General features: G+C 56.8%; 18 protein-coding genes. 6 read left to right on the forward strand and 12 right to left on the reverse strand.

Features of this window, described 5'->3' with window-relative positions; all coding sequences use genetic code 11:
- Nucleotides 1-7 precede the first annotated feature (7 nt).
- Nucleotides 8-475, forward strand: coding sequence for a CYTH domain-containing protein (locus tag ACR0BZ_RS13170; RefSeq protein ID WP_480920428.1), 468 nt, complete (start codon nucleotides 8-10; stop codon nucleotides 473-475).
- Here the strand turns inward: ACR0BZ_RS13170 and ACR0BZ_RS13175 are convergent.
- The 9 genes from ACR0BZ_RS13175 to ACR0BZ_RS13215 all read right to left on the reverse strand — a co-directional run bounded on the left by ACR0BZ_RS13175 (nucleotide 472) and on the right by ACR0BZ_RS13215 (nucleotide 12,017).
- Entirely contained in the window at nucleotides 472-1,785 is a 1,314-nt protein-coding gene (locus ACR0BZ_RS13175) for a sensor histidine kinase (RefSeq protein WP_480920429.1), read from the reverse strand. The two genes, ACR0BZ_RS13170 and ACR0BZ_RS13175, sit on opposite strands and share 4 nt — an antisense overlap.
- Before the next feature lie 49 nt (nucleotides 1,786-1,834).
- Nucleotides 1,835-2,515: a response regulator transcription factor gene (locus tag ACR0BZ_RS13180; protein WP_267366336.1), complete on the reverse strand. Its 681-nt coding sequence runs from the start codon at nucleotides 2,513-2,515 to the stop codon at nucleotides 1,835-1,837.
- Nucleotides 2,516-2,696: 181 nt separating this feature from the next.
- The gene (locus ACR0BZ_RS13185) at nucleotides 2,697-4,133 is read right to left on the reverse strand and encodes a DegQ family serine endoprotease (RefSeq protein ID WP_480869200.1); all 1,437 of its coding nucleotides are present in this window, start codon (nucleotides 4,131-4,133) and stop codon (nucleotides 2,697-2,699) included.
- Between the two features lie 749 nt (nucleotides 4,134-4,882).
- Nucleotides 4,883-5,482: a nucleotidyltransferase family protein gene (locus tag ACR0BZ_RS13190; protein ID WP_480920430.1), complete on the reverse strand. Its 600-nt coding sequence runs from the start codon at nucleotides 5,480-5,482 to the stop codon at nucleotides 4,883-4,885.
- A 31-nt stretch (nucleotides 5,483-5,513) separates the two neighbouring features.
- On the reverse strand, nucleotides 5,514-7,931 hold the full coding sequence (locus ACR0BZ_RS13195; RefSeq protein WP_480920431.1) for a GcvT family protein: 2,418 nt from the start codon (nucleotides 7,929-7,931) through the stop codon (nucleotides 5,514-5,516).
- Nucleotides 7,932-8,027: 96 nt separating this feature from the next.
- Nucleotides 8,028-9,317: an HlyC/CorC family transporter gene (locus tag ACR0BZ_RS13200; RefSeq protein ID WP_480492690.1), complete on the reverse strand. Its 1,290-nt coding sequence runs from the start codon at nucleotides 9,315-9,317 to the stop codon at nucleotides 8,028-8,030.
- Between the two features lie 81 nt (nucleotides 9,318-9,398).
- Entirely contained in the window at nucleotides 9,399-10,355 is a 957-nt protein-coding gene (locus ACR0BZ_RS13205; RefSeq protein ID WP_480920432.1) for a site-specific tyrosine recombinase XerD, read from the reverse strand.
- Nucleotides 10,356-10,357: 2 nt separating this feature from the next.
- Nucleotides 10,358-11,878 (reverse strand): hypothetical protein, encoded by a 1,521-nt coding sequence (locus ACR0BZ_RS13210; protein ID WP_480920433.1) that lies wholly within the window; start codon nucleotides 11,876-11,878, stop codon nucleotides 10,358-10,360.
- Nucleotides 11,868-12,017, reverse strand: a complete 150-nt coding sequence (locus tag ACR0BZ_RS13215; RefSeq protein ID WP_267363898.1) for a hypothetical protein — start codon at nucleotides 12,015-12,017, stop codon at nucleotides 11,868-11,870. The genes ACR0BZ_RS13210 and ACR0BZ_RS13215 overlap by 11 nt, the downstream gene beginning before the upstream one ends.
- Nucleotides 12,018-12,096: 79 nt before the next feature.
- Between ACR0BZ_RS13215 and ACR0BZ_RS13220 the strand changes: the two genes are divergently transcribed.
- Nucleotides 12,097-12,684, forward strand: coding sequence for a shikimate kinase (locus tag ACR0BZ_RS13220; RefSeq protein WP_480920434.1), 588 nt, complete (start codon nucleotides 12,097-12,099; stop codon nucleotides 12,682-12,684).
- Entirely contained in the window at nucleotides 12,684-13,796 is a 1,113-nt protein-coding gene (aroB, locus tag ACR0BZ_RS13225; protein ID WP_480920435.1) for a 3-dehydroquinate synthase, read from the forward strand. Before ACR0BZ_RS13220 ends, aroB begins: the two co-directional genes overlap by 1 nt.
- A 9-nt stretch (nucleotides 13,797-13,805) precedes the next feature.
- Here the strand turns inward: aroB and ACR0BZ_RS13230 are convergent, their stop codons facing one another.
- Together ACR0BZ_RS13230 and ssb are read right to left on the reverse strand one after the other, a co-directional pair.
- Nucleotides 13,806-14,876 (reverse strand): site-2 protease family protein, encoded by a 1,071-nt coding sequence (locus tag ACR0BZ_RS13230; RefSeq protein ID WP_480920436.1) that lies wholly within the window; start codon nucleotides 14,874-14,876, stop codon nucleotides 13,806-13,808.
- An 18-nt stretch (nucleotides 14,877-14,894) separates the two neighbouring features.
- On the reverse strand, nucleotides 14,895-15,383 hold the full coding sequence (gene ssb, locus ACR0BZ_RS13235) for a single-stranded DNA-binding protein (protein ID WP_267363903.1): 489 nt from the start codon (nucleotides 15,381-15,383) through the stop codon (nucleotides 14,895-14,897).
- A 201-nt stretch (nucleotides 15,384-15,584) separates the two neighbouring features.
- On the opposite strand from ssb, the gene ACR0BZ_RS13240 reads away from it, so the two are divergent.
- The 3 genes from ACR0BZ_RS13240 to ACR0BZ_RS13250 all read left to right on the forward strand — a co-directional run bounded on the left by ACR0BZ_RS13240 (nucleotide 15,585) and on the right by ACR0BZ_RS13250 (nucleotide 18,339).
- Nucleotides 15,585-16,163: a lytic transglycosylase domain-containing protein gene (locus ACR0BZ_RS13240; RefSeq protein ID WP_267363904.1), complete on the forward strand. Its 579-nt coding sequence runs from the start codon at nucleotides 15,585-15,587 to the stop codon at nucleotides 16,161-16,163.
- Nucleotides 16,164-16,259: 96 nt separating this feature from the next.
- On the forward strand, nucleotides 16,260-17,222 hold the full coding sequence (locus tag ACR0BZ_RS13245; protein WP_267363905.1) for a LuxR C-terminal-related transcriptional regulator: 963 nt from the start codon (nucleotides 16,260-16,262) through the stop codon (nucleotides 17,220-17,222).
- A gap of 130 nt (nucleotides 17,223-17,352) precedes the next feature.
- Nucleotides 17,353-18,339 (forward strand): MBL fold metallo-hydrolase, encoded by a 987-nt coding sequence (locus ACR0BZ_RS13250; RefSeq protein WP_480920437.1) that lies wholly within the window; start codon nucleotides 17,353-17,355, stop codon nucleotides 18,337-18,339.
- A gap of 111 nt (nucleotides 18,340-18,450) precedes the next feature.
- On the opposite strand, the gene ACR0BZ_RS13255 is transcribed toward ACR0BZ_RS13250, so the two are convergent.
- Nucleotides 18,451-20,538, reverse strand: a complete 2,088-nt coding sequence (locus ACR0BZ_RS13255; RefSeq protein ID WP_480920438.1) for a dipeptide ABC transporter ATP-binding protein — start codon at nucleotides 20,536-20,538, stop codon at nucleotides 18,451-18,453.
- Nucleotides 20,539-20,649 lie beyond the last annotated feature (111 nt).

The raw sequence follows: 20,649 nt of genomic DNA on the forward strand, positions 1-20,649 counted from the left end.
CGCTCCGATGAGCACAGAAATAGAGCGCAAGTTTCTGGTGGCAAATTTACCGGACTTGAGCCGCGCAGAAAAAGCAGTGGTGCGTCAGGGTTATCTTACCTCTCCGGAGGATTCGACCGAATTGCGCCTGCGACAAAGGAACGATGTGTTTTTCCTGACCTTGAAAGGGGGAGGTGATCTTGTACGTGTTGAGCGTGAGACAGAGATAACCCGGGACCAGTTTGAAACCTTCTGGCCGGAAACTCGAGGACGCCGGGTCGAGAAGGTACGTTACACGGATCAAATGCCGGACGGCCACCAGTTCGAGCTGGATGTTTTCTCAGGCGGCCTGGAACCCCTGTGTTTGGTTGAAGTTGAATTCCATACCAGTGAAGCCGCAAATGCCTATGTCCCACCGGATTGGTTCGGTGCGGATGTCACCGAGGATAAACGTTATAAAAACATGATATTGGCGGTAAACGGACTGCCGGGTTAACTCTGAATTGCCAGATTGATCGTGGTTTCCAAACCTGGGTTGCAGTTTCGGGCTGCGAATGTCCCGCCATGCATATGAGAAATCGCGGCAACCAGCGCGAGCCCCAATCCCGCATTGCGTTCCGTGCGCGCCGGATCAAGCGTGACGAACGGAAGCTGAAGGCGATCCAACTCTCCGGGCGGAACACCCGGACCACGGTCCCGAACCCGCAATTTTGCAAATCCGCCTTGGGTACCGATTGAGATCGTGATTGCGGTATCTGCCGGTGCATAGCGCATAGCGTTTTCCAGCAGATTGGAAAGAGCCTGCGAGAGGAGGGGCCGGTGCCCCTGAATGGCTGGGGCAGAGCCCGTAACCTCAAGACGGATGTCCTGATCCGCGGCCACCGGATCGTAAAGCTCTACGACATCGCCAACCAGTTGCTGCAAGTCAATGTCTTCGAATTGCTCGCGACCCAGACCAGCCTCGGCCCGCGAAATTTCGGTAAGCTGCCCCAAGACCCGCAAAACATGGTCGATTTCTCCCGTTGCCCGCGCAATGTCGATTTCGCGGTCCAGATCGCTTTTGCCGGGCTCGGAAAGGGATTCGACCCGTTGACGAAGGCGGGACAAAGGAGAGCGCAAATCATGTGCGATAGAGTTTGAGGTGGTGCGCAGATTACTGACCAGCTCTTCGATCCTGTCGAGCATGTTGTTCAGCGTTCCAGAGACCTGATCGAACTCGTCCCCGGTTCCGCGCAGGGGCATCCTTTTGGAAAGATCGCCGGAAACGATGTTTTCGGCTGTGCTTGCAATGTCCGACAGGCGTGAAAACACCAGGCGTGTGAACAGCCAGCCGGTGATCACGCTCAGAACAAATGCTATCCCTAGCGCCAGTGCCAGAGATCGGAACAATACACGGTCGAATTGTTGACGGGCCGCCGCATCCCGTCCCACCAGAAGGCGTTCGCCACCGGGCAGGCGGATCGATGCCGCCGAGATAGGCACCAGTTGGTCATTGTCAGCCCTGCGCAGCTCAAGGTCGACCCAACCGCTTCCGGCGGTCACATTGACCGGCCATGTTTTCAGGTTACCCACAAGCTTGACGCCTTGCCGATCCGCCAGAAGATACAGCGCGTCTCGGTCGGGCGCGCTTGGAAGACGGCGTTCGATCGCTGTGATCAGCCCGATCAGCCCGCGCCGTTCATATTCATCTGCAAGCCCGGTCAGTTCGGCGGACACGACTGATCGGGTCTCGGATTCGATGCTTCTGTTGGCCGTCACATAGACCAGTGCCAGCACGGACGCGGTCAGGAACGTGCTTAGCACCATGCTGGTGGCGACAAGTCTTGTTCGTGAATTATTAAGGGAAAGCCGAAGGTTATCCATCGGACATCATGTAACCTGCTCCGCGAACAGTTTCAATCAAAGGTGTGTCTCCGCCTTCATCCAACTGGCGGCGCAGCTTTGAGATGTGAACATCCACAACGTTGGTGTTCGGGTCGAAATGATAATCCCAGACGCCCTCAAGCAGCATGGTACGCGACACGACACGGTTCTTGCGGCGCAGAAAGAATTCAAGGATCTGGAATTCACGGGGCGTCAGCGTGATCTCATGGCCGTCCCGCGTAACCTTGCGGGTCAGAAGATCCATTTCAAGATCCTTGCAGGTCAGAGTCGGCGTTTCCTCGGATTCCTGCGGACGTCGCAACAGGGCTTCGATCCGTGCATGAAGTTCCTGAAACGAGAAGGGCTTGACCAGATAATCGTCGGCGCCTGATCGCAATCCTTTGACGCGCTCGTCCACTGCACTCATGGCCGTCAACATCAAGACCGGTGTTTTCAGCCCTGCTGCACGCAGGGATTTGATCAGGGACAGCCCGTCCAGACCGGGAAGCATCCTGTCCAGCACAATGGCGTCAAACCCGCCATCCGTTGCGTGGTACAATCCCTCGCGGCCATCAGCAGCCGTTTCGACAACATAGCCTTCTTCGCCAAACCCTTTGGCAATGAAATCCCTGGTGTCAGCGTCATCTTCGACGATCAACAGACGGCGGCTCATGATCTGGCTCCTTTTCCCTTGGGATTTAAACACATTATCCAAACAAAGCCCATGGAATGCAGAATATCTTGCCGGGTGCTGGGCACGCACCCGGCAAGCCCGACGGACAGCGGACAACTCAGGTCCGCCGGGTGAGGCGCGCGCCGGATCTCCCCATCAAGCGACGCGCGCATAGTGTTGGTCAGACCAATTCGACGGCAACGAAGATCTGGCTGCCGGCCCGATTGATCAATACCAGTGCCGGGTCCGTCTTTTCGCTGTCCAGTGCCGCCTTCAGCGCTTCGGGTGTGAACGTGTCTTGGTTGCCCAGTTTGACGATCACGTCACCACGTTGCAGACCCGCCCGAGCCGCAGGGCTGTCCGGTTGCAGGTCTGTGACGACCACACCTTCGACGGCTTTAGCGATACCTGCCTCGGCCCGCACCGTTTCGGTCAGGGGGGCCACGGTGACACCAAGCGACGTGCCTGCCGCCTCGGATTCGACAGGGGTGTCGGACTGGGCCGCCGCTACCTGATGCTGGCCAACGGTCAAAGTGACCGTTTCCTGTTTGCCATCGCGCAGAATGGTCAAATTACTGGCGGTGCCGACCTTGGTTGTGCCCACCAGAATGGGCAGGTCACCACTGGAGTCTACGGCTTCGCCGTTGAAGGACAGGATAACATCGCCTTGTTCCAGAACTCCGTCTGCGGGGCTGTCGGCGACAACATCTGCCACCAGTGCACCCGAGGAGGCATCAATTCCCAGCGCCGCAGCAAGCTGCGGGCTGATATTCTGGATCGAAACACCCAGCCAACCACGGCTGACCTGCCCATCATCCTGCAGATCGGCTGCAATATGTTCAACGATGTTCGAGGTTACGGCAAATCCCAGCCCGACAGATCCGCCACTGGGGGAATATATGGCCGAGTTTACACCAATCACTTCGCCGGCCATGTTGAAAAGCGGGCCACCAGAGTTGCCCTTGTTGATGGCGGCGTCCGTTTGAATGAACTCGGCATAAGGCCCGTCCGAGATATTGCGACCTTTCGCCGATACAATGCCGGTAGTGACTGTCGAGCTCAAACCAAACGGGTTGCCGATCGCAACGACATCTTCGCCAACGCGGATTGCGTCGCTGTCACCCAGTTCGACAGCTTGCAGGCCCGGGCCTGCATCAATCTTCAACACCGCGATGTCGGTCAGCGGGTCGGTGCCAACCACCTCGGCCTCAAATGTCCGGTCATCACTTAGGCGAACGGTTACAGTCGCTGCATTGTCCACCACATGGTGATTGGTGACGATATAACCGGCTTCATCCAGTACAAACCCTGACCCGAGCCCTTGTGCCGGCCCGCGTTGAGGCATGTTGAACCCTTCAGGCCCACCAAAGCGCTTGAAGAATTCCCCAAACGGATGACCGTCGAAATCAAAATTCTGCCCCTGTGCGGGGCTTGAGGCGGCCTTTTGTTCGGCAATGATGGTTACAACCGAAGGGGAAACGGATTCGACAAGATCGGCAAGCGCCTCATCCGCCATCGAAGGTAAAGCGGTTGTGGCCAGCATGGCTGTGCCCAATGCGCTGACCCCCATCCAGTTGGATGTGCGGGGAAGTAAAAGCGAAGATTTTCGGATGCTCATTTCTGTCTCCTGGTTTGATCACGCAATTTCCGTTGCGCGTTGAGACATGAGATGCACTGGCAGGATTGGGGTTTCCTGACTGATCAATTAATAAATCTTAATTTTGCCACAAAGCAGATGTTTTGTGGCGAAGGACGTTGATCAGGATTCGCTGATTTAACCGGGTAGGTCGAAGGCGAATCGGAGGATTGTTGCCAAAACAGACGTCAAACTTTCAAAAAAGTTGAATTTTCATTGTTTTGTTGACAATGCTTTCACTGAACAGTGGGGAAAAATGCTGCTCTTCCAATGGTTGTGGGCGAGTCCGGGAGTCATCGGACTTGACGCTGTAACTTTGCTGACAGGCAGCTGAATGGGTGCATAAGTTTGCGCTTAATCCCGAATCGTTGATATGCGCACCGGACTTGGATCGCCTATAGGTTGAGCAAGCCCTGGGGCTATGTTGCCTAAAAGCCAAATCGAGGTGCGCGAAATTAACCTATTCTTCCAATTTTACGTTGTTTCTAAGGATCGGATAAGTGAGGATGAAATTGCCCAAGTGAGGGGAAGCCAAAAGCGCTAGGGGGCGCTGGCGGCTAACTCAGTTACCGGAAGTTTTAGCGGCGTGTTAACGAGGGGGTCTTGTTTAGGTTTAGCTGCTAGGGAACCAGAGTGTCTTTAAGACCTATTGGTCAAACTTTTGGAATTGTGGAAAGTGGTAGTCCTGTATTGGGCACCGGCCCGGTCGATATCGATCGGGCCGTGTTTATTCAAGAAGTGCGCTTCTTGCACCAAGCATCCCAATCTTCCGGCGTATCCAAATCCATAATCGCGTTTTGACCGGGAAGGGGTTGCAGGAATACGCCACCCTGTTGTGACCGAACCACCGTCTGCGCGCCGTGATCGCCGTGCAATGCCAAGAGCTGACGGAAAAGCGCCCGATCGAAGATCACCGGGTGCCCGGGCTTTCCATCTGCGGTTGTTCCGCGCCAGATTACATTGTCGGGATGTAATTGACGTGCATTCAAGATCGTTCTCAGATCAGCCTGGGTCAGGTCAGGTAAGTCGGCCAGCAAAACCATGACAGCGGGTGCGTCTACAGGAAGGTATTCAATGGCGGTGCGCAAACTGGCGTTCATTCCCTCTGCCGCGTCCGGAACCGGAACGGTCTGAACATCCAGTCCCGCAAGTGCATCATATCTTGGGTGTGGACGCGGTGGCAGGGCGACAAGGACAGGTGCCACACCACGCGCAAGGGTCGCCGTACGGGTCAGCAGTGGAATGCCGTCGATTTGCTGCAAAAGCTTGTCCAACCCGCCCATACGACTGGATTGACCGGCGGCAAGCAGGATGATTGGGATTTCGGTCATTGTGCCTCACTGCCGTCAGTCATGTGTGCTGTCATCCCCTCATGCGTGTGCCATCTGGGTCAAACAAAGGTGTCGAGATAACCTTCGCTTTGCACATCTGCCCCAGAATCTCGATTTCAACCTCCAGACCATCTTCTATGCACCCGGACGGCAGAAAGCCCATGGCGACGGATTTTTGCGCAAAATGAGAGTAGCCGCCCGAGGTACAGAACCCGACAACCGAACCATCCAGCCAGATCGGTTCATAGGCGTTGACGTCTGCATCGTCTGTTTCAACTTCGAAGGCTGCCAGCTGGCGGGTGGTTCCGTTGGCCCGTTCTGCTTCCGCTGTATCGCGGCCGATGAAACGGGCGCTTTTGTTGAAAGCAATGAACCGGTCCAACCCCGTTTCTGCGGCGGTGTAATCTGGCGAATATTCCCGCATCCATGAGCCAAAGAACTTGTCTAGCCGCAGGCTCATCATTGCGCGCATTCCGAACGGAACAATGCCGTGGGGTTGTCCGGCCTCCCACAGCGTCCACCAAAGCTGACGCTGCGCTAAGGGGTCGCAATAGATTTCATAACCAAGATCACACGTATAGCTGACACGCTGAACGATACAGTCGGTCATGCCGACAGTCATCCGGCGCACGTTCAGGAAGTTGAAATCGGCCAAGTCGTCTCGGGTGCAGGCTGCCAGAACCTGCGTTGCCTTCGGGCCGGCAATCTGGAAGCCGTTCAACCGGTCGCTGACGTTTTCAATCCTCACGCCGTCCTGAGCGTTTTGCTGGAACCACCGCATGTGGAAGGCCTGACTGCCATAAGACGCCGTAAGCTGGAACTGGGTGTCAGTCAGGCAGGAAACGGTGAAATCACCGATTAGCTTGCCCTTGTGCGACAGCATCGGGGCCAAAGACAGCCGACCGGGTTTCGGAATGCGGCCAGCCATGATCCGGTCCAGCCAGTTCCGAGCATCGGGTCCGGTGATGCGGTATTTGCCGAAATTGTGGACTTCGTTGATACCCACAGCTTCACGAACTGCCCGCACTTCGCGCCCAGTCGCCGCGAACGCGTTCGAGCGGCGGAAGGATGGTGTTTCAAATCCCGGCTCATCTTCCTGCGCAAAATAGTTTGGCACCTCAAGGCCGTATTGCTGCCCCCAGACCGCGCCCAGCTCGCTGAAGATGTCATACATTGGTGTTGTGCGGTTGGGGCGCGCGGCAGGCAGTTCTTCGTTCGGATAGGCGACGCTGAAGCGTTTCTGATAATTCTCGATGACTTTGGGGCGGGTGTAGCCTGGGCTGATCCAGTCGCCGAAGCGGGCAACATCCATGGCAAACACATCGCGCTCGGGCTCGCCTTCGATCATCCACTGCGCCAGCGTCAGGCCAACGCCGCCACCCTGACTGAACCCGGCCATAACACCGCAGGCCGACCAGTAGTTGCGCAGCCCGGGTACAGGGCCGACCAGCGGGTTGCCATCAGGGGCAAAGGTAAACGGCCCATGGATCACCGATTTTATCCCAGCCTCAGCCAGCACAGGAAAGCGGCGATACGCGAATTCGATACTGTCGGTGATCTTGTCATAGTCATCGGGCAGCAACTCGTGCCCGAAATCCCACGGGGTGCCGTCCACTGCCCAGGGCTTGCAGGGCTGTTCGTAGAACCCGATGCACAGGCCACGCCCTTCCTGCCTTAAATAGCTTTCACCTGCCGGATCCATGACATGCGGATGCTCGCCACCCGCATCGATAATTGCTTCGATCTGTGGGATCGCGTCGGTGACAAGATATTGATGCTCCATCGGGTGCAGGGGAAAATAGACACCGGCCATGGCGCCAACTTCACGTGCCCAAAGCCCGCCTGCATTAACAATGTGTTCGGCATGGATTGTGCCCTTGTCGGTGACGACATCCCAGCTTCCATCGGGGCGCTGGTTGGTTTCACGCACCATACAATGGGTTTCAATTGTGGCACCGCCCATTCGCGCGGCCTTGGCATAGGCATGGGTGGTGCCTGAGGGGTCCAAATGTCCATCCAGCGGATCATAAAGAGCACCGATAATTCCGTCGATATTTGTAATGGGCGCGATCTTTTTGATTTCTTCCGGGCCGACGATTTCTGTTTCAAGCCCCATGAACCGATGCTTGGCGCGTTCCGCCAGCAGCATATCAAACCGGTCCTGATTGTCGGCAAGTGTCACACCGCCCACGTGGTGCAGGCCACAGGACATGCCGGTGATCTGTTCCAGTTCTTTATACAGCCTGATCGTGTATCCCTGTAGCGCCGCCATGTTGGTGTCGCCGTTGAGGGTGTGAAACCCGCCTGCCGCATGCCAGGTCGAGCCGCTGGTCAGTTCGGACCGTTCCAGCAACATGACGTCCGACCACCCGAGCTTGGTCAGGTGATAAAGAACCGAACATCCGACCACACCGCCACCAATGACGACCACCTGGCATGTGTTTTTCATCCGCTCCTCCTTTTCTGGTAGGACGGTGCAGATCAATGGCAAAGCATTCTGTCAAACGAGCGACAGAGCGCGTCGTTTTTGTCTAGCGTCCAAACCCTATAAGGGCCGCACTTTCAGGGCTGTGATACGATTGCCTTCGCGTGCTGTAACCTCGAACCGGAAGCCATGGAACGAGAACACTTGCCCAACAACCGGGATCATCTGGGCTTCGTGGATGACCAGACCAGCAAGAGTGTTGGCTTCTTCATCCGGTAGCGACCAGTCCAGCGCACGATTGACATCGCGAATGGTCATAGCACCTTCGACAAGGAATTGGCCATCATCCGTCCGCACGACCGGCACCTCTTCGGCGATATCGAACTCATCGGCGATTTCGCCCACGATTTCTTCCAGAATATCCTCAAGCGTGATCAGTCCACGCAATGAGCCGTATTCGTCCACCACCAGCGCAAAGTGACCGTGCATTCGCAGAAACTCGCGCATCTGGTCATCCAGAGTTGTGGTCTCCGGAACGAAATAGGGGGCATTTGCGACCTTGCCGATGTCGAAGCTGGCCAGCCGGTCGGTGCCGCCATCGCTGCTGCCAGCCTGTGCATACATCGCGCGGAACAAGTCCTTGGCGTGAACAACGCCAACTATGTTCTCCTGCTCGTCCCTGAAAACAGGCAGACGAGTGTGAGGGCTTTCAAGGCATTGCCTTAGGATAGCTTCGGGTGGGGCGTTCGCATCGATCATTTCGATGTTGGAACGGTGGAGCATGATCTCTTCCACCGTGCGGTCGCCCAGATCCAGTGCGCCGAGGATGCGGTCGCGATCTTCTTTTTCGACAACCCCTTCCGAATGGCCCAGTTGCAGGGCGCCTGCGATTTCTTCGCGCACGGCCAGAATGTTGCTGTCAGGATCGATCTGAACTCCGAACAGGCGCAATACGCCACGCACTAACAAACGTACGGCCGCGACAACAGGCGAAAACACTGTCACGACCACGCTAATGATCGGCGCAACGGCCGCAGCGGCCTTTTCGGAATTGGTGATGGCGTATGTCTTGGGCAGCACTTCGGCAAAGATCAACACCAGAAAGGTCATGACCAGCGTTGCCAATGCCACGCCGCTTTCACCGAAAAGACGTGTGAACAACGCCGTCGCCAGTGACGCGGCCAGAATGTTGACGAGGTTGTTGCCCAGCAGAACCGACCCGATCAGACGTTCGTTGTCGTCGGTTATTTCCAGCGCCTTTTTAGCCCCGCGCGATCCCTTGTCGGCCTGAACGCGTAGTTTCCCCCTTGACGAGGCGGTCAGCGCCGTTTCCGAGCCCGAGAAAAATCCGGACAGGATAAGCAGGAACAGGATAGCGCCGGTCGTAACCCAGAATGCGCCGTCGAACATAGAAGGTGAGGGTTCCATTGGTCCTTGATAGATTTGTGTACTGCATCCGTTATGGGGACGTCGCCCCGCTGAATCAAGGTCTTAGCCCTTGTCCTCATTGCGGTCCTTGCTCAGCGGGTGATGTTGCAACACCAGTTCCGCCAGACGTTCATCCAGAACATGCGTATAGATTTCGGTCGTCGCCACGTCTGCATGGCCCAATAACGTCTGGATCGATCTCAGATCAGCGCCGTTGGCCAGCAGATGCGTGGCGAATGCATGGCGCAGCGTGTGTGGTGTGACTTTTTCAGAAGAAACACCACCCCGTACAGCCAGCTCTTTCACCAGCAAAAAGAACCTGTGCCGTGTCAGATGACCGGACTTTCCGCGTGATGGGAACAGAAAGCGCGAGCGCTGAGCGCCTTTTTCCGCGGCCAAGTCCTCGGCCTCGTCCCGCGCGGTCAGCCACGCGGCCAAAGCATCCCGGGCCGGGGGCGACAGGGGGACCATTCGCTCTTTACCCCCTTTCCCCAGCACCAGCAGCATCCGGGGATCGCCACGGGCCGAAGAGACGGGCAGGGAGACAAGCTCAGTCACCCGCATTCCTGTGGCGTACAAAACTTCCATCAGGCAGGTGTTTCTTAGCCTGTCAGCTTCGGTTCGCCCGGTTTGTCTGGCGGCCTCCAGCAAACGGTCAACTTCGAGCACATCCAGCGTCTTGGGCAACCGTTTCTGCCGGCCGGGACCTTTGATCTGAATGGCAGGATTGGTCGCGCGCCAGCCTTCCTCGAAGGCAAACCGGTACAGCTGTTTGATAGCAGACAAACGCCGCGCGCGGGTCGAACGTGACAAGCCCTGTGCATCGCAGTCGATCAGGTAGGCTTCGATCAGGTCGCGATCTGCCTGATCAAATCCGGATTTCTTGCGGTCCAGCCATTCGGCAAAATCTTTCAGGTCGCGCCCATAGGCCAGCAGCGTATTGGTAGCCGCGCCAAGCTCTGCCGCCTGCGCCTGCAAGAACGTTGAAATCCACAGGGCGTCTGATGCCGGAGAGCCCATGATCAACGCTTTTGCAGGATCAAAAGGGACAGGGCCGCACGTCGCGCGGTGTCTTCCAACCCAACGCGCCGGAATGTTGCAATCGCCGCTGTCAGGTCCACCAGATTGCCCCGTGCGCCATGTGCAAACAGTTGCATGGCTTCAATAATGGCTTCGCCCAATTGACCGTTGGCCAGCAGCGCATCAATGTCGCCCGGCACAGGCGCTGCCCATTCAAACCCCTGAGCGACAGCATCAGCCAAAGGGGACGGGGACACCGCGCGCCCGGGGTCACCTTGTGCCAAAGCGGCAAGAAATCGGGTTTCGTTGGATGTGTCGGGCGCTGCCAAGGCGGCCTGTTCGTAAAGCCCCGACAGCATCAGAATACGCCAGCGCAGGATTTCGGTGGTGGCAACCGGCAATGTGACAGACGACAAGCGCTCGGCGAACAGTTCGGCAAACGGAACCTCAAGCCCGACACCGCGCATCTGTTGCCAGACCGGTTGCAAAGTCTTTCCGATCGCTTCCGCGTTCCCGGTGTCTAACGCGCTTTCAAAACGCTGAACGGCGGCCACCCGATCCCAGACAGCACCTGAGGCTGCCGGATCACGCTCGGTATAAAGGCCCAGCAGCTGATTGGGGGTTAATGCGCCAATACGGGTCAGCCGTTCCGCTGCTTCGATCTGTGCCTTCCAACCCGCGACATCGCGCAGATCCGCATTGGCAAACGCCCGTGGCAGCGGAGCGGAGGGGAGTCGTTCGCCAATTGCCTCAAACAAACGGAACGTCAGGGGATCAGGGTTTTCCGGCTGCGGCAGGTAAGCTGCGCCTTCATACAGTTCCGGGCTGAGGAAACGGTCCAGAACCGCCAGATCCTCGGGTGGAAGGATTTCAAGCGCATGTGCCGCCTCAAGCGTCAGCGCAGCCGAAGCCCAATCCCCGCGGCGGGCCTTGCAAAAGATCTGAGCCGCATAGTCCTGCGAAAGATACGGTTCGGCAATAAGGGCGGTACAACTGCGATCCTCATCCCCGGTCAAGAGCGTCGCATCGAACCAGCGCTTGAACCGGTCCTGCGTGTCAGTGGGTCCGGCCAACTGAACAAGCGACTGCGCCGGATCAGCGGCACCCAGTTGCATCAACCGATCCAGCCGGGCCAGCAAAAGGGTTTCTTCGGCCAGAGGCCCCGACGGCGCGCGGGTTTCAGACAAGAGCAACGTGAACAACAAACGCTGCATGGCCGGGTTGTCACGCACGTGGACGTCGGCGATCAGTTCGGCCAGGCGATCCGCATCGCTGCCCTGCCAAAGGTCGACGGGCAGACCGGTGACAGAGGACGAAACAAGGCCCAGCGGCTGCGACAGTGCCTCAAGCGAAGTCACCTCAATTTCCGGCAATGCGCCATCTTGCGTAACCGGTGGTTCCAGCAGAACGGTTCCCGGCAGGTTTTCCGGCGGGTCTGTCAGCCATTCGATGGCGGATAAGGGTTCCTGCGCATGTGCCGACCCGGCCAGTGTGATTGCCAAAAGCAGTTGCTTAGTTGACATCCAGTACAACCGGCTCGCGAATTTCACTTTGAGGCGCAGAGAAATCCACACCAAAGAATGGACCGACATAGGCATAGGCAACCAGCCCGATGAATGTCAGGCACAGAACATATATCAGGAACTTGATCAGACGGCTCATGGCGTCACGCTGCCTCAATTTTTGATTTTGACCAAGTTATAACTGGCATTTTTCCCAAGATCACGTCATTCACGGTGAAATGAGCGAAATTAAGCATAACACGCACTCAGCGGACACGCAGACCCGATTTGATCTGCACAAAACCGTGGTTCTGGTGGGCATGATGGGGGCCGGCAAGACGGCCGTGGGCCGCGCTTTGGCCGCGCGTCTGGGTGTTCCCTTTCTGGATAGTGATGCCGAAATCGAATCAGCCGCCAACATGACCATCCCCGAAATCTTTGAGCGGGACGGGGAGCCGTTTTTTCGCACCAAGGAAACACAGGTCATCAGCCGTCTGCTGGACGAAAAAAAAGGCATCCTTTCAACGGGTGGCGGGGCGTTTCTTCAGCCCGACAACCGGCGTTTGATCACCTTGCGTGGGGCGTCTGTCTGGTTGCGGGCAGACCTGAAAGTTTTGTGGAGCCGAGTTCGCCACAAGGACACGCGCCCACTGCTGCGCACCGTTGATCCGTATGCGACATTGAAAGCCCTCTACGAGGCGCGTGTTCCGATTTACGCCGAGGCAGATTTGATCGTGGATTCGGATGGCGAAACGTCGATCGAGAATATGGTGGACCGGGTTGTCGACGCCTTGTTGGCGCGCCCTGATGTTTTGGAAGTCAGATAATGCATCAAACAGTACATGTGGAACTGGGTGACCGGTCGTATGACGTTGAGATCGGTCCGGATCTTCTGGCGCGAGCTGGCGAATGGATTGCACCGCTATTGGCGCGTCCCAAGGTGGCCGTCCTGACAGATGAAAATGTCGCTGATCTACATCTGGACTCGCTGCGTGCGGGTCTGAAAGTCGCCGGGATCGAAATGTCCGCGCTGGCCTTGCCCGCCGGCGAGGCGACCAAAAGCTGGCCTCATTTCGAACGCGCGGTTGAGTGGCTGTTGGCTGAAAAGGTTGAACGCAGGGACGTTGTTGTGGCCCTTGGTGGTGGGGTAATTGGTGATCTTGCAGGCTTTGCCTCGGCCGTCCTGCGCCGAGGCGTTCGGTTCGTGCAAGTCCCCACGTCTTTGCTGGCGCAAGTAGACAGCTCCGTCGGGGGGAAAACAGGGATCAACGCCCCTCAGGGTAAGAACTTGATCGGCGCTTTTCATCAGCCATCGCTGGTTCTGGCAGATACATCTGTCTTGCAGTCCATGACCCAGAGAGACTTTCTTTCAGGGTATGGCGAGGTGGTGAAATACGGCTTGCTTGGGGATGCGGAATTCTTTGAATGGCTTGAGGTGAACGGGCAAAGCGTCTCCTCGGGCGACATGGCCGCACGTGTGCGTGCGGTAACCCGCTCGGTTCAGATGAAAGCCGATATCGTGGCCCGGGATGAAACCGAACAAGGTGACCGCGCTCTGCTGAATCTGGGGCACACCTTCTGCCATGCCTTGGAGGCCGCCACAGGTTATTCGAACCGTCTTTTGCATGGCGAGGGCGTGGCCATTGGCTGTGCACTTGCGTTCGAGCTTTCATCCCGCCTTGGCCTGTGTTCGCAAGAAGACCCAAGCCGGGTACGTGCGCATCTGCGGGCGATGGGCATGAAAACGGACCTGGCTGATATTCCCGGTGACTTGCCAAGTGCCGAGGCGCTGGTGGATCTGATGGGGCAGGACAAAAAGGTCGTGGACGGCCAGCTGCGGTTTATCCTGGCCCGCGGAATTGGTCAGGCTTTTGTGACCTCGGATGTGCCGAAGGATACGGTATTGTCGGTTCTGTCGGACGCGCTGGCCCCGGTGTGACGCAGGGGATTAACGGCCCTGAATAACCATCAGCTCGCCAATGTTTTCGCGGGTTATGTAACCGATCATGTGACCGCCATGGGTCAGAACTGCAATGGCTGGCGCCCCATTGTGCAGGTGTTCCAGCACGTCCTCAAGGCCGGTTGTCAGCAAGACTGCGGGAACGTTGGCATCCATGATCGAGGTCGCGGGCGCAGTTCTGGGCTGGTCGCTTGCCAGGGCAGTGAACAGGCGATCGCGTGTCACAAAACCCAGCAAAGTATGATTTGAGTCCAGTACCGGAAACTCGTGCTGCGTGGTGTGAATGACGGCTTGCGCAGCTGTGCTCAGCGTATCGCTGGGGGATAGGGCATGAAATTCGGTGATCATCGCGTCACGGGCCAGAACGCGGCGGACAGCGGATCGCAAAGCGACTTCCTGGCTTTCTGCATTGGCCGCAAAGAACACAAATACGGCGATCAGCACAAGAATTGGATTGCCGGAGCTCAGCCCTAGAAATCCAAACCCGATGGCGACAACCTGGCCACCAACGGCTGCAATTCGGGTGGCTTTGACACGATTCATGCGTAAACACAGAAGGGCGCGAAAGACGCGGCCTCCGTCCATTGGGAATGCCGGGATCAAGTTGAAGATGGCCAAAAGCAGATTGATATAGGCCAGCTTGTCCACAATCCTCACATTTGGTGACTCCAATTGCGCGAGGGTCTCAAGCGGCATACCTGCGCCAAGCGCGGCAAGGCCGATAAAGATAGCGATATTCACTGCCGGACCCGCAAGCGCCACCAGAACCTCTTGCATCGGTTTTTCCGGCATTCTCTCAAGCCGGGCCAGGCCGCCGATGGGCAAAAGGGTGATGTCGGGGGTTTTGATACCATAACGCCGCGCCATAAGGGCGTGACCGAACTCATGCGCGACAACGCAGGCAAACAGCGCCAGAACAAAGAGAAGGTTCTCAATCGCGGCTGGCATTCCACCGGCTGAGAAAGCGGCAAAACCGACCCATGCAAGCAGCAGAAAAAAGGTGACATGGACCCTCAATTCGGACCCGAGCAATCGGCCGAGAGAGAAGGACCATGTCATGTTGTTTCTCCGTTTTACTTAGAACGGAATCTCGTCGTCGTCGATTCCGCCCGATGCAGGCGCCGGAGAGCTGGATGGACCGCCATAGGGGTCACCGTAACCGCCACCGGCCTGGCCGCCACCATAACCGCCGCCGCTGCCGCCACCGCCTTCGCCACGACCGTCCAGCAGGGTCAGTTCCCCGCGATAAGGGCGCAGGACAACCTCGGTCGTGTACCGATCCTGACCGGACTGATCCTGCCATTTGCGGGTTTCCAGCTGGCCTTCGATATAAACCTTGCTGCCCTTGCGCAGATATTGCTCGGCGATGCGGGCCAGCGGTTCCGAGAAGATAGCAACCGAATGCCATTCTGTCCGTTCACGACGTTCACCCGTGTTGCGGTCTTTCCAGTTTTCCGAGGTGGCAATGCGCAGGTTGCACACTTTGCCACCGTTCTGGAACGACCGGACTTCGGGGTCGCGGCCAAGATTTCCCACCAGAATGACCTTGTTGACTGAACCCGCCATGTAAATCCTCGTTCTGTTCTGCGTAAATGCGCCGAATCTGGCGCAATGAGTTTCGTGAGACCCTATACGGCCTGCATCATGGTTGAAAACAGTTGATACAACACTGTCGAACAAGAGTCTTACTGTACTATTTACCAAGCTTTCATTTTTTGCGGGAATACCTATACTCCCACTGGTTTTGATCGAGCAGGATAAGCAAAGATGCGTTCTTGGGTTGCTGGGTTTTCCGTTGCCTGCCTTGTATTGGCCGTTGCGCCGGTGCAGGCACAAACATTGTCCAGCAAAAGCCGCAAGGATATTTTCCTGAAACAGGCGAAGGTTCTGGATTCTCGTGCGGCAACCCAGTACCGCGACTCGGCCCGGCTGAAACCCAAAACAACGCGCGATCAGGTCAGCAAACGATATTCAGGAAAATATCGCGGAGAATATCTGGAAATCGCGCGGCGTGTTGCCCGCCTTCACAACATTCCTGAAGATCTGTTTTTGCGTCTCGTGCAGCAGGAAAGTGGATGGAACCCTCAGGCGAAGTCACATAAAGGTGCGTTAGGATTGGCGCAGCTTATGCCACAAACGGCCGAGCTTTTGGGCGTAAACCCGCATGATCCCAAGCAGAACCTCGAAGGCGGTGCCAGATATCTGTCCTGGCAGTACCGCAAGTTCAAATCGTGGCCTTTGGCGCTGGCGGCCTATAACGCGGGACCTGATGCGGTTGAAAAGCATGGTGGTATCCCGCCGTACAAGGAAACCCAGAACTACGTGAAGGTTATCTGGGGCGGCTGAAACCGATGCTGCGCCGCAGAGTGTCGTATTCTTGATTCAGTGTAACGCCTGCAACTAACCTGACAGGGTATCGCCCAGTAACTGGTGAGGCCCCTTATGCCTGCTGATCATCCGCAGATTCCCAAAGAAACGCTGGCAAACTGGCAGCAACTTGTTGATCTGGTCGCAGAACTGGCCGACGTGCCCGCAAGCCTGATCATGAAAACCGACGCGCCGGATCATGCGGTTTTGATCACATCCGATCACCCCGAGAATCCATATCCGGTCGGTCTGAGTTTCCAGTTGAACCCCAAGCTATATTGCCAGGGTGTTCTGGAGCGTGACGGAGAGTTGGTGGTCGAGGACGCCAAATGTGATCCGGTTTGGGCGGATAACGACGACCTGGAACACGGAATGACCTTTTACATCGGCTTACCGCTGAAATGGCCCGATGGCTCGGTGTTTGGCACAATCTGTGTTCTGGACCGTAAACAGAACCGGCGGGCCTTGTTGTTCCGAGAGGGGCTGGCGCAGTTCGCGCGCATGGTCGAGTCGGATTTGGCTTTGTTGCAAGAGGTTTATCTGAGACGCGCGTTGGAGGAGAAACTGAACGAAACACTTGCCCAGCTTGAAACGCGTGTTTCGGATCGAACCCGAGAGTTGCAGGAGACGAACACAGCGTTGCGCGTATTGCTCTCAAGTCTCGACGATGACCGCAAGAACCGGGATCACGAAATCGTCGAGCAGGTTCGTAGCAGAGTTTTGCCGTATCTTGAAAAGGTTCGGGCGCAGCTTTCCGGCGACGAGGCGCAATTTGTCTATCTTGAGCTGGCCGAAAAGAACCTGAACGAGATCACGTCTTCGCTGTCTGACAAGTTGACGGATGCCTTCGCGGCAATGACCCCGACCGAAATGGAAATTGCACAGATGGTCATGTTTGGGAAAACCACGAAGGACATTGCCAAGGCCCTGTCCCGAGAGACGTCGACAATCGATTTTCACCGCAACAACATTCGCCGAAAACTAGGACTTGAGGGACGGGATCAAAACCTGCGCAGTCATTTGCTCTCGATTTCGTGAATGCCGAATATGGGGATTGCCCCCATATTTCACCCCCATTTTTTCGGTCTGAGCCGATGTGCTTTGGCTTGTTACCCTCTGGGTTGAGGTGCGGAAAAACGGCGCACGTCCAACAGAGAGGTACAAAGATATGGATCGCAAGGATCTGAAACCGACCATCCTGAAAGGGGACAGGGATCATCTGGCACCGGGGCTGTCTCGGCGGTCATTTTTCATGGCGGCAGGTGCTGCCGGTGTTGGCGCGACAGCTTCAGTGCTGGGGGCAAAACCGGCCGAGGCGCAATCGCAAGCCTGGTTGCAGCCAGGAAACAATAACCACGTGATCGACCTGCAGGGATCGACGGGTCAGGCCAGTGCCGGAGTTGTCGGTATCGACTATTATGGCCATTGCGCCGTCAAGATCACCTCGCCCAACGGCGCAACGGTCCTGTTCGACCCCTGGCGTGATGACCCGTCGGGCGCATGGGGGCTTTGGTTCCGCAATGAATTCCCCCAGATCCCGGTGGACATTACCTTGTCGACACATGCGCATTTCGATCACGACGCGATCGAACGACCAAGCTCGACCATGGTGCTGGACAGGATGGTGGGCAATTTCGAGTTCGCCGATATCAAGATCACCGGTTTTGCAGATAAACATGCCTGCGTGGCGCCGGGGTGGTACAACTGGACCAATGCACTGGCCGAGTTTGGGGTCGAAGCCTGCCCACCGAACAATGTGGGTCATATGGATATGGTGGTCTATCTGGTGGAAACAGGCGGCATTCGTACGCTGATCTGGGGTGATAATCGCCACAATCCGCCTCAGGAGTTTTGGGACGCCGTCGGACAGGTCGATGTTCTGACCCTTCCGGTAGACGGGTCGCAACATATCCTGAGTTTCGATCAGGGTAATGACATCGTGGCCAAGCTAAAGCCCAAGATCATTATCCCAACTCATTACCTGAACGAAGTCACGTCTTATACGCTGACCACGCTGCAATCAGCAGACGAGTGGGTAAAGGGACAGCAAAGCTATCAGATGCTTGACAGTGCCAGCCTGAAACTGGAGGCCGGAGAGATTGCTGGTATGAACCAGGAGTTCATGCATTTCGGCAACAATGTCATGACCGGCTGAGAGTCTTACAGGGAACCACCACTCACAGGCGCCGCCAGTTTCCTCGTGAAACGCGGCGCTCACAGAAAGGGCCGGTCAACGACCGGCCCTTTCCAGTGAAGATCCGCAAACCTACTCGGCCGCGACTTTGATCACGGGTTGCATCCGTGCCAGCACCTCTTCGGACAAGTGGCACTTCACCTGATGACCCTCGGCCAATGTCTGCACCGGTGGCACATGTGACTCGCAGCGGCCGTCAGGCACTTCGGATTTCCAGCGACACCGTGTCTGGAACGGGCATCCCGGTGGCGGGTTCATGGCTGAAGGAATATCACCTTCCAGTACGATGTGCTGCTTTTCGACCGATGTATCGGCGATGGGAACAGCACTCAGAAGCGCTTCGGTATAAGGGTGGTAGGGGGGGGCAAAAACCTGATCAGTTGTGCCCAGCTCGACCACGTGGCCCAGATACATCACCATCACTCGGTCGCTGAGGTATCGCACGATGGAAAGGTCATGGCTGATGAACAGCAACGTGGTTTTGTGCTCGCGCTGAATTTCCATCAGCAGGTCGGTCACCGCAGCTTGCACCGAAACGTCCAGTGCCGATACGGGCTCGTCGGCTACCACAATGCGCGCATCGCCGGCAAAGGCGCGCGCGATACCTACGCGCTGCTTCTGGCCACCCGACAGCTGACGCGGCATTCTGTCGGCAAAGGCGCGCGGCAGTTTTACCAGATCCAGCAGCTCCAGCATCCGCTTCTTGCGCTCGGCCTCGGAATTGCCAACACCGAAGATTTCCAATGCCCGGATGATCTGGCGCCCAACGGTCATCGACGGGTTCAGCGTGTCGAACGGGTTCTGAAACACCATCTGAACTTCACCAACGGTCTTTGCGTCGCGCTCTTCTATGGGCACCTGTTCGATATTGCGGTTGTCCAGAAGAATCTGCCCGTCCGTGGCCGTCTCAAGACCCATGAGAACTTTGGCAAAGGTGGACTTGCCGCAACCGGATTCGCCCACAATGGCCAATGTCTCGGATTCATGCGCCTCGAAACTGAGCGTTTCGTTTGCCTTCACAACCTTCTTTTCGCCACCGCCGAACAGGGCATTTGCTGCAACCTCATAGTATTTCTTTAGGTTGTCCATCTTCAGAACGACCCTGCCGATCTCACCTTTCTCTTTCTGTTCACCCACCGTGATTGGTGCGTTCCAGTCAATCTCTTTGAATTTAAGGCAACGGGTATGGTGCCGGTCATTTCCGGGCACCGCCTCCATCAGGATGTCCTTGGCGTCACAGCGACCTTCTTCGAAATAGTCGCAGCGCGGACCGAAGTTACAACCAGGGGGCCGCTCATGGGGTAGGGGAAAGTTCCCCGGTATAGCCACCAGCGGACGCGAATTCTTGTCGGCCCCCGGCAGCGGGATCGACCGGAATAGGGCCTGCGTGTAAGGATGCTGCATCTCGTCAAACACATCCTTGATCGAGCCGCGCTCGACCGCCTCACCCGAATACATCACGCAAAGCCGGTCACAGGTTTCCAGAACCAGCCCGAGGTTGTGCGAAATGAACAGCATCGAGGTGCCGTATTTCTTGCCCAGATCCTTCACCAGCTCGACCACGGCAGCCTCAACCGTCACGTCAAGTGCCGTTGTTGGTTCGTCAAGGATCAGCAGCGCCGGTTTCGACATCAAGGCCATCGCGATCACGATGCGCTGCTGTTGACCGCCTGACAGCTGGTGCGGGAACGAGTTGAGCATTCGCTCGGGGTCCGGCAGGCGCACATCGGTGACAACTTCCAGCGCGCGCGAATACGCTTCTTCCGCGCTGACGCCCTCGTGAATCATGGGCACTTCCATCAGCTGCTTACCGATCTTCATTGCCGGGTTCAGTGAGGCCATCGGCTCCTGATAGATCATCGCGATCTCATTGCCGCGTATGTCGCGCAATTCGTCTGAACTCAATTCCGCCAGATCACGACCCTTGAACTTGATCGTACCACCAACGATGCGACCGTTCTTGCCAAGGTCCTGCATGACACCCAGCGCCACCGTGGATTTGCCGCAACCGGATTCACCGACCAGACCAACAGCTTCACCGGGTTGCACACTGACAGAGAAATCCATCACGGCCGGAATTTCCCGCAGGCGGGTAAAGAAGGAAATCGACAGCTTGTCGATCTCAAGGATCGGGCCGTCATAATCCGCCATCTTGCTCATCTTATATCTCCTCACCAGATACAACCGGTTGACGATCAAACGTTCGGAATTGGAGGACCGTGTTCTCTCCGGCCTCAAAGAACAGTTGCTGCACCCTGATCTGATTGCAGA

Source organism: Ruegeria sp. P8, assembly GCF_056534665.1.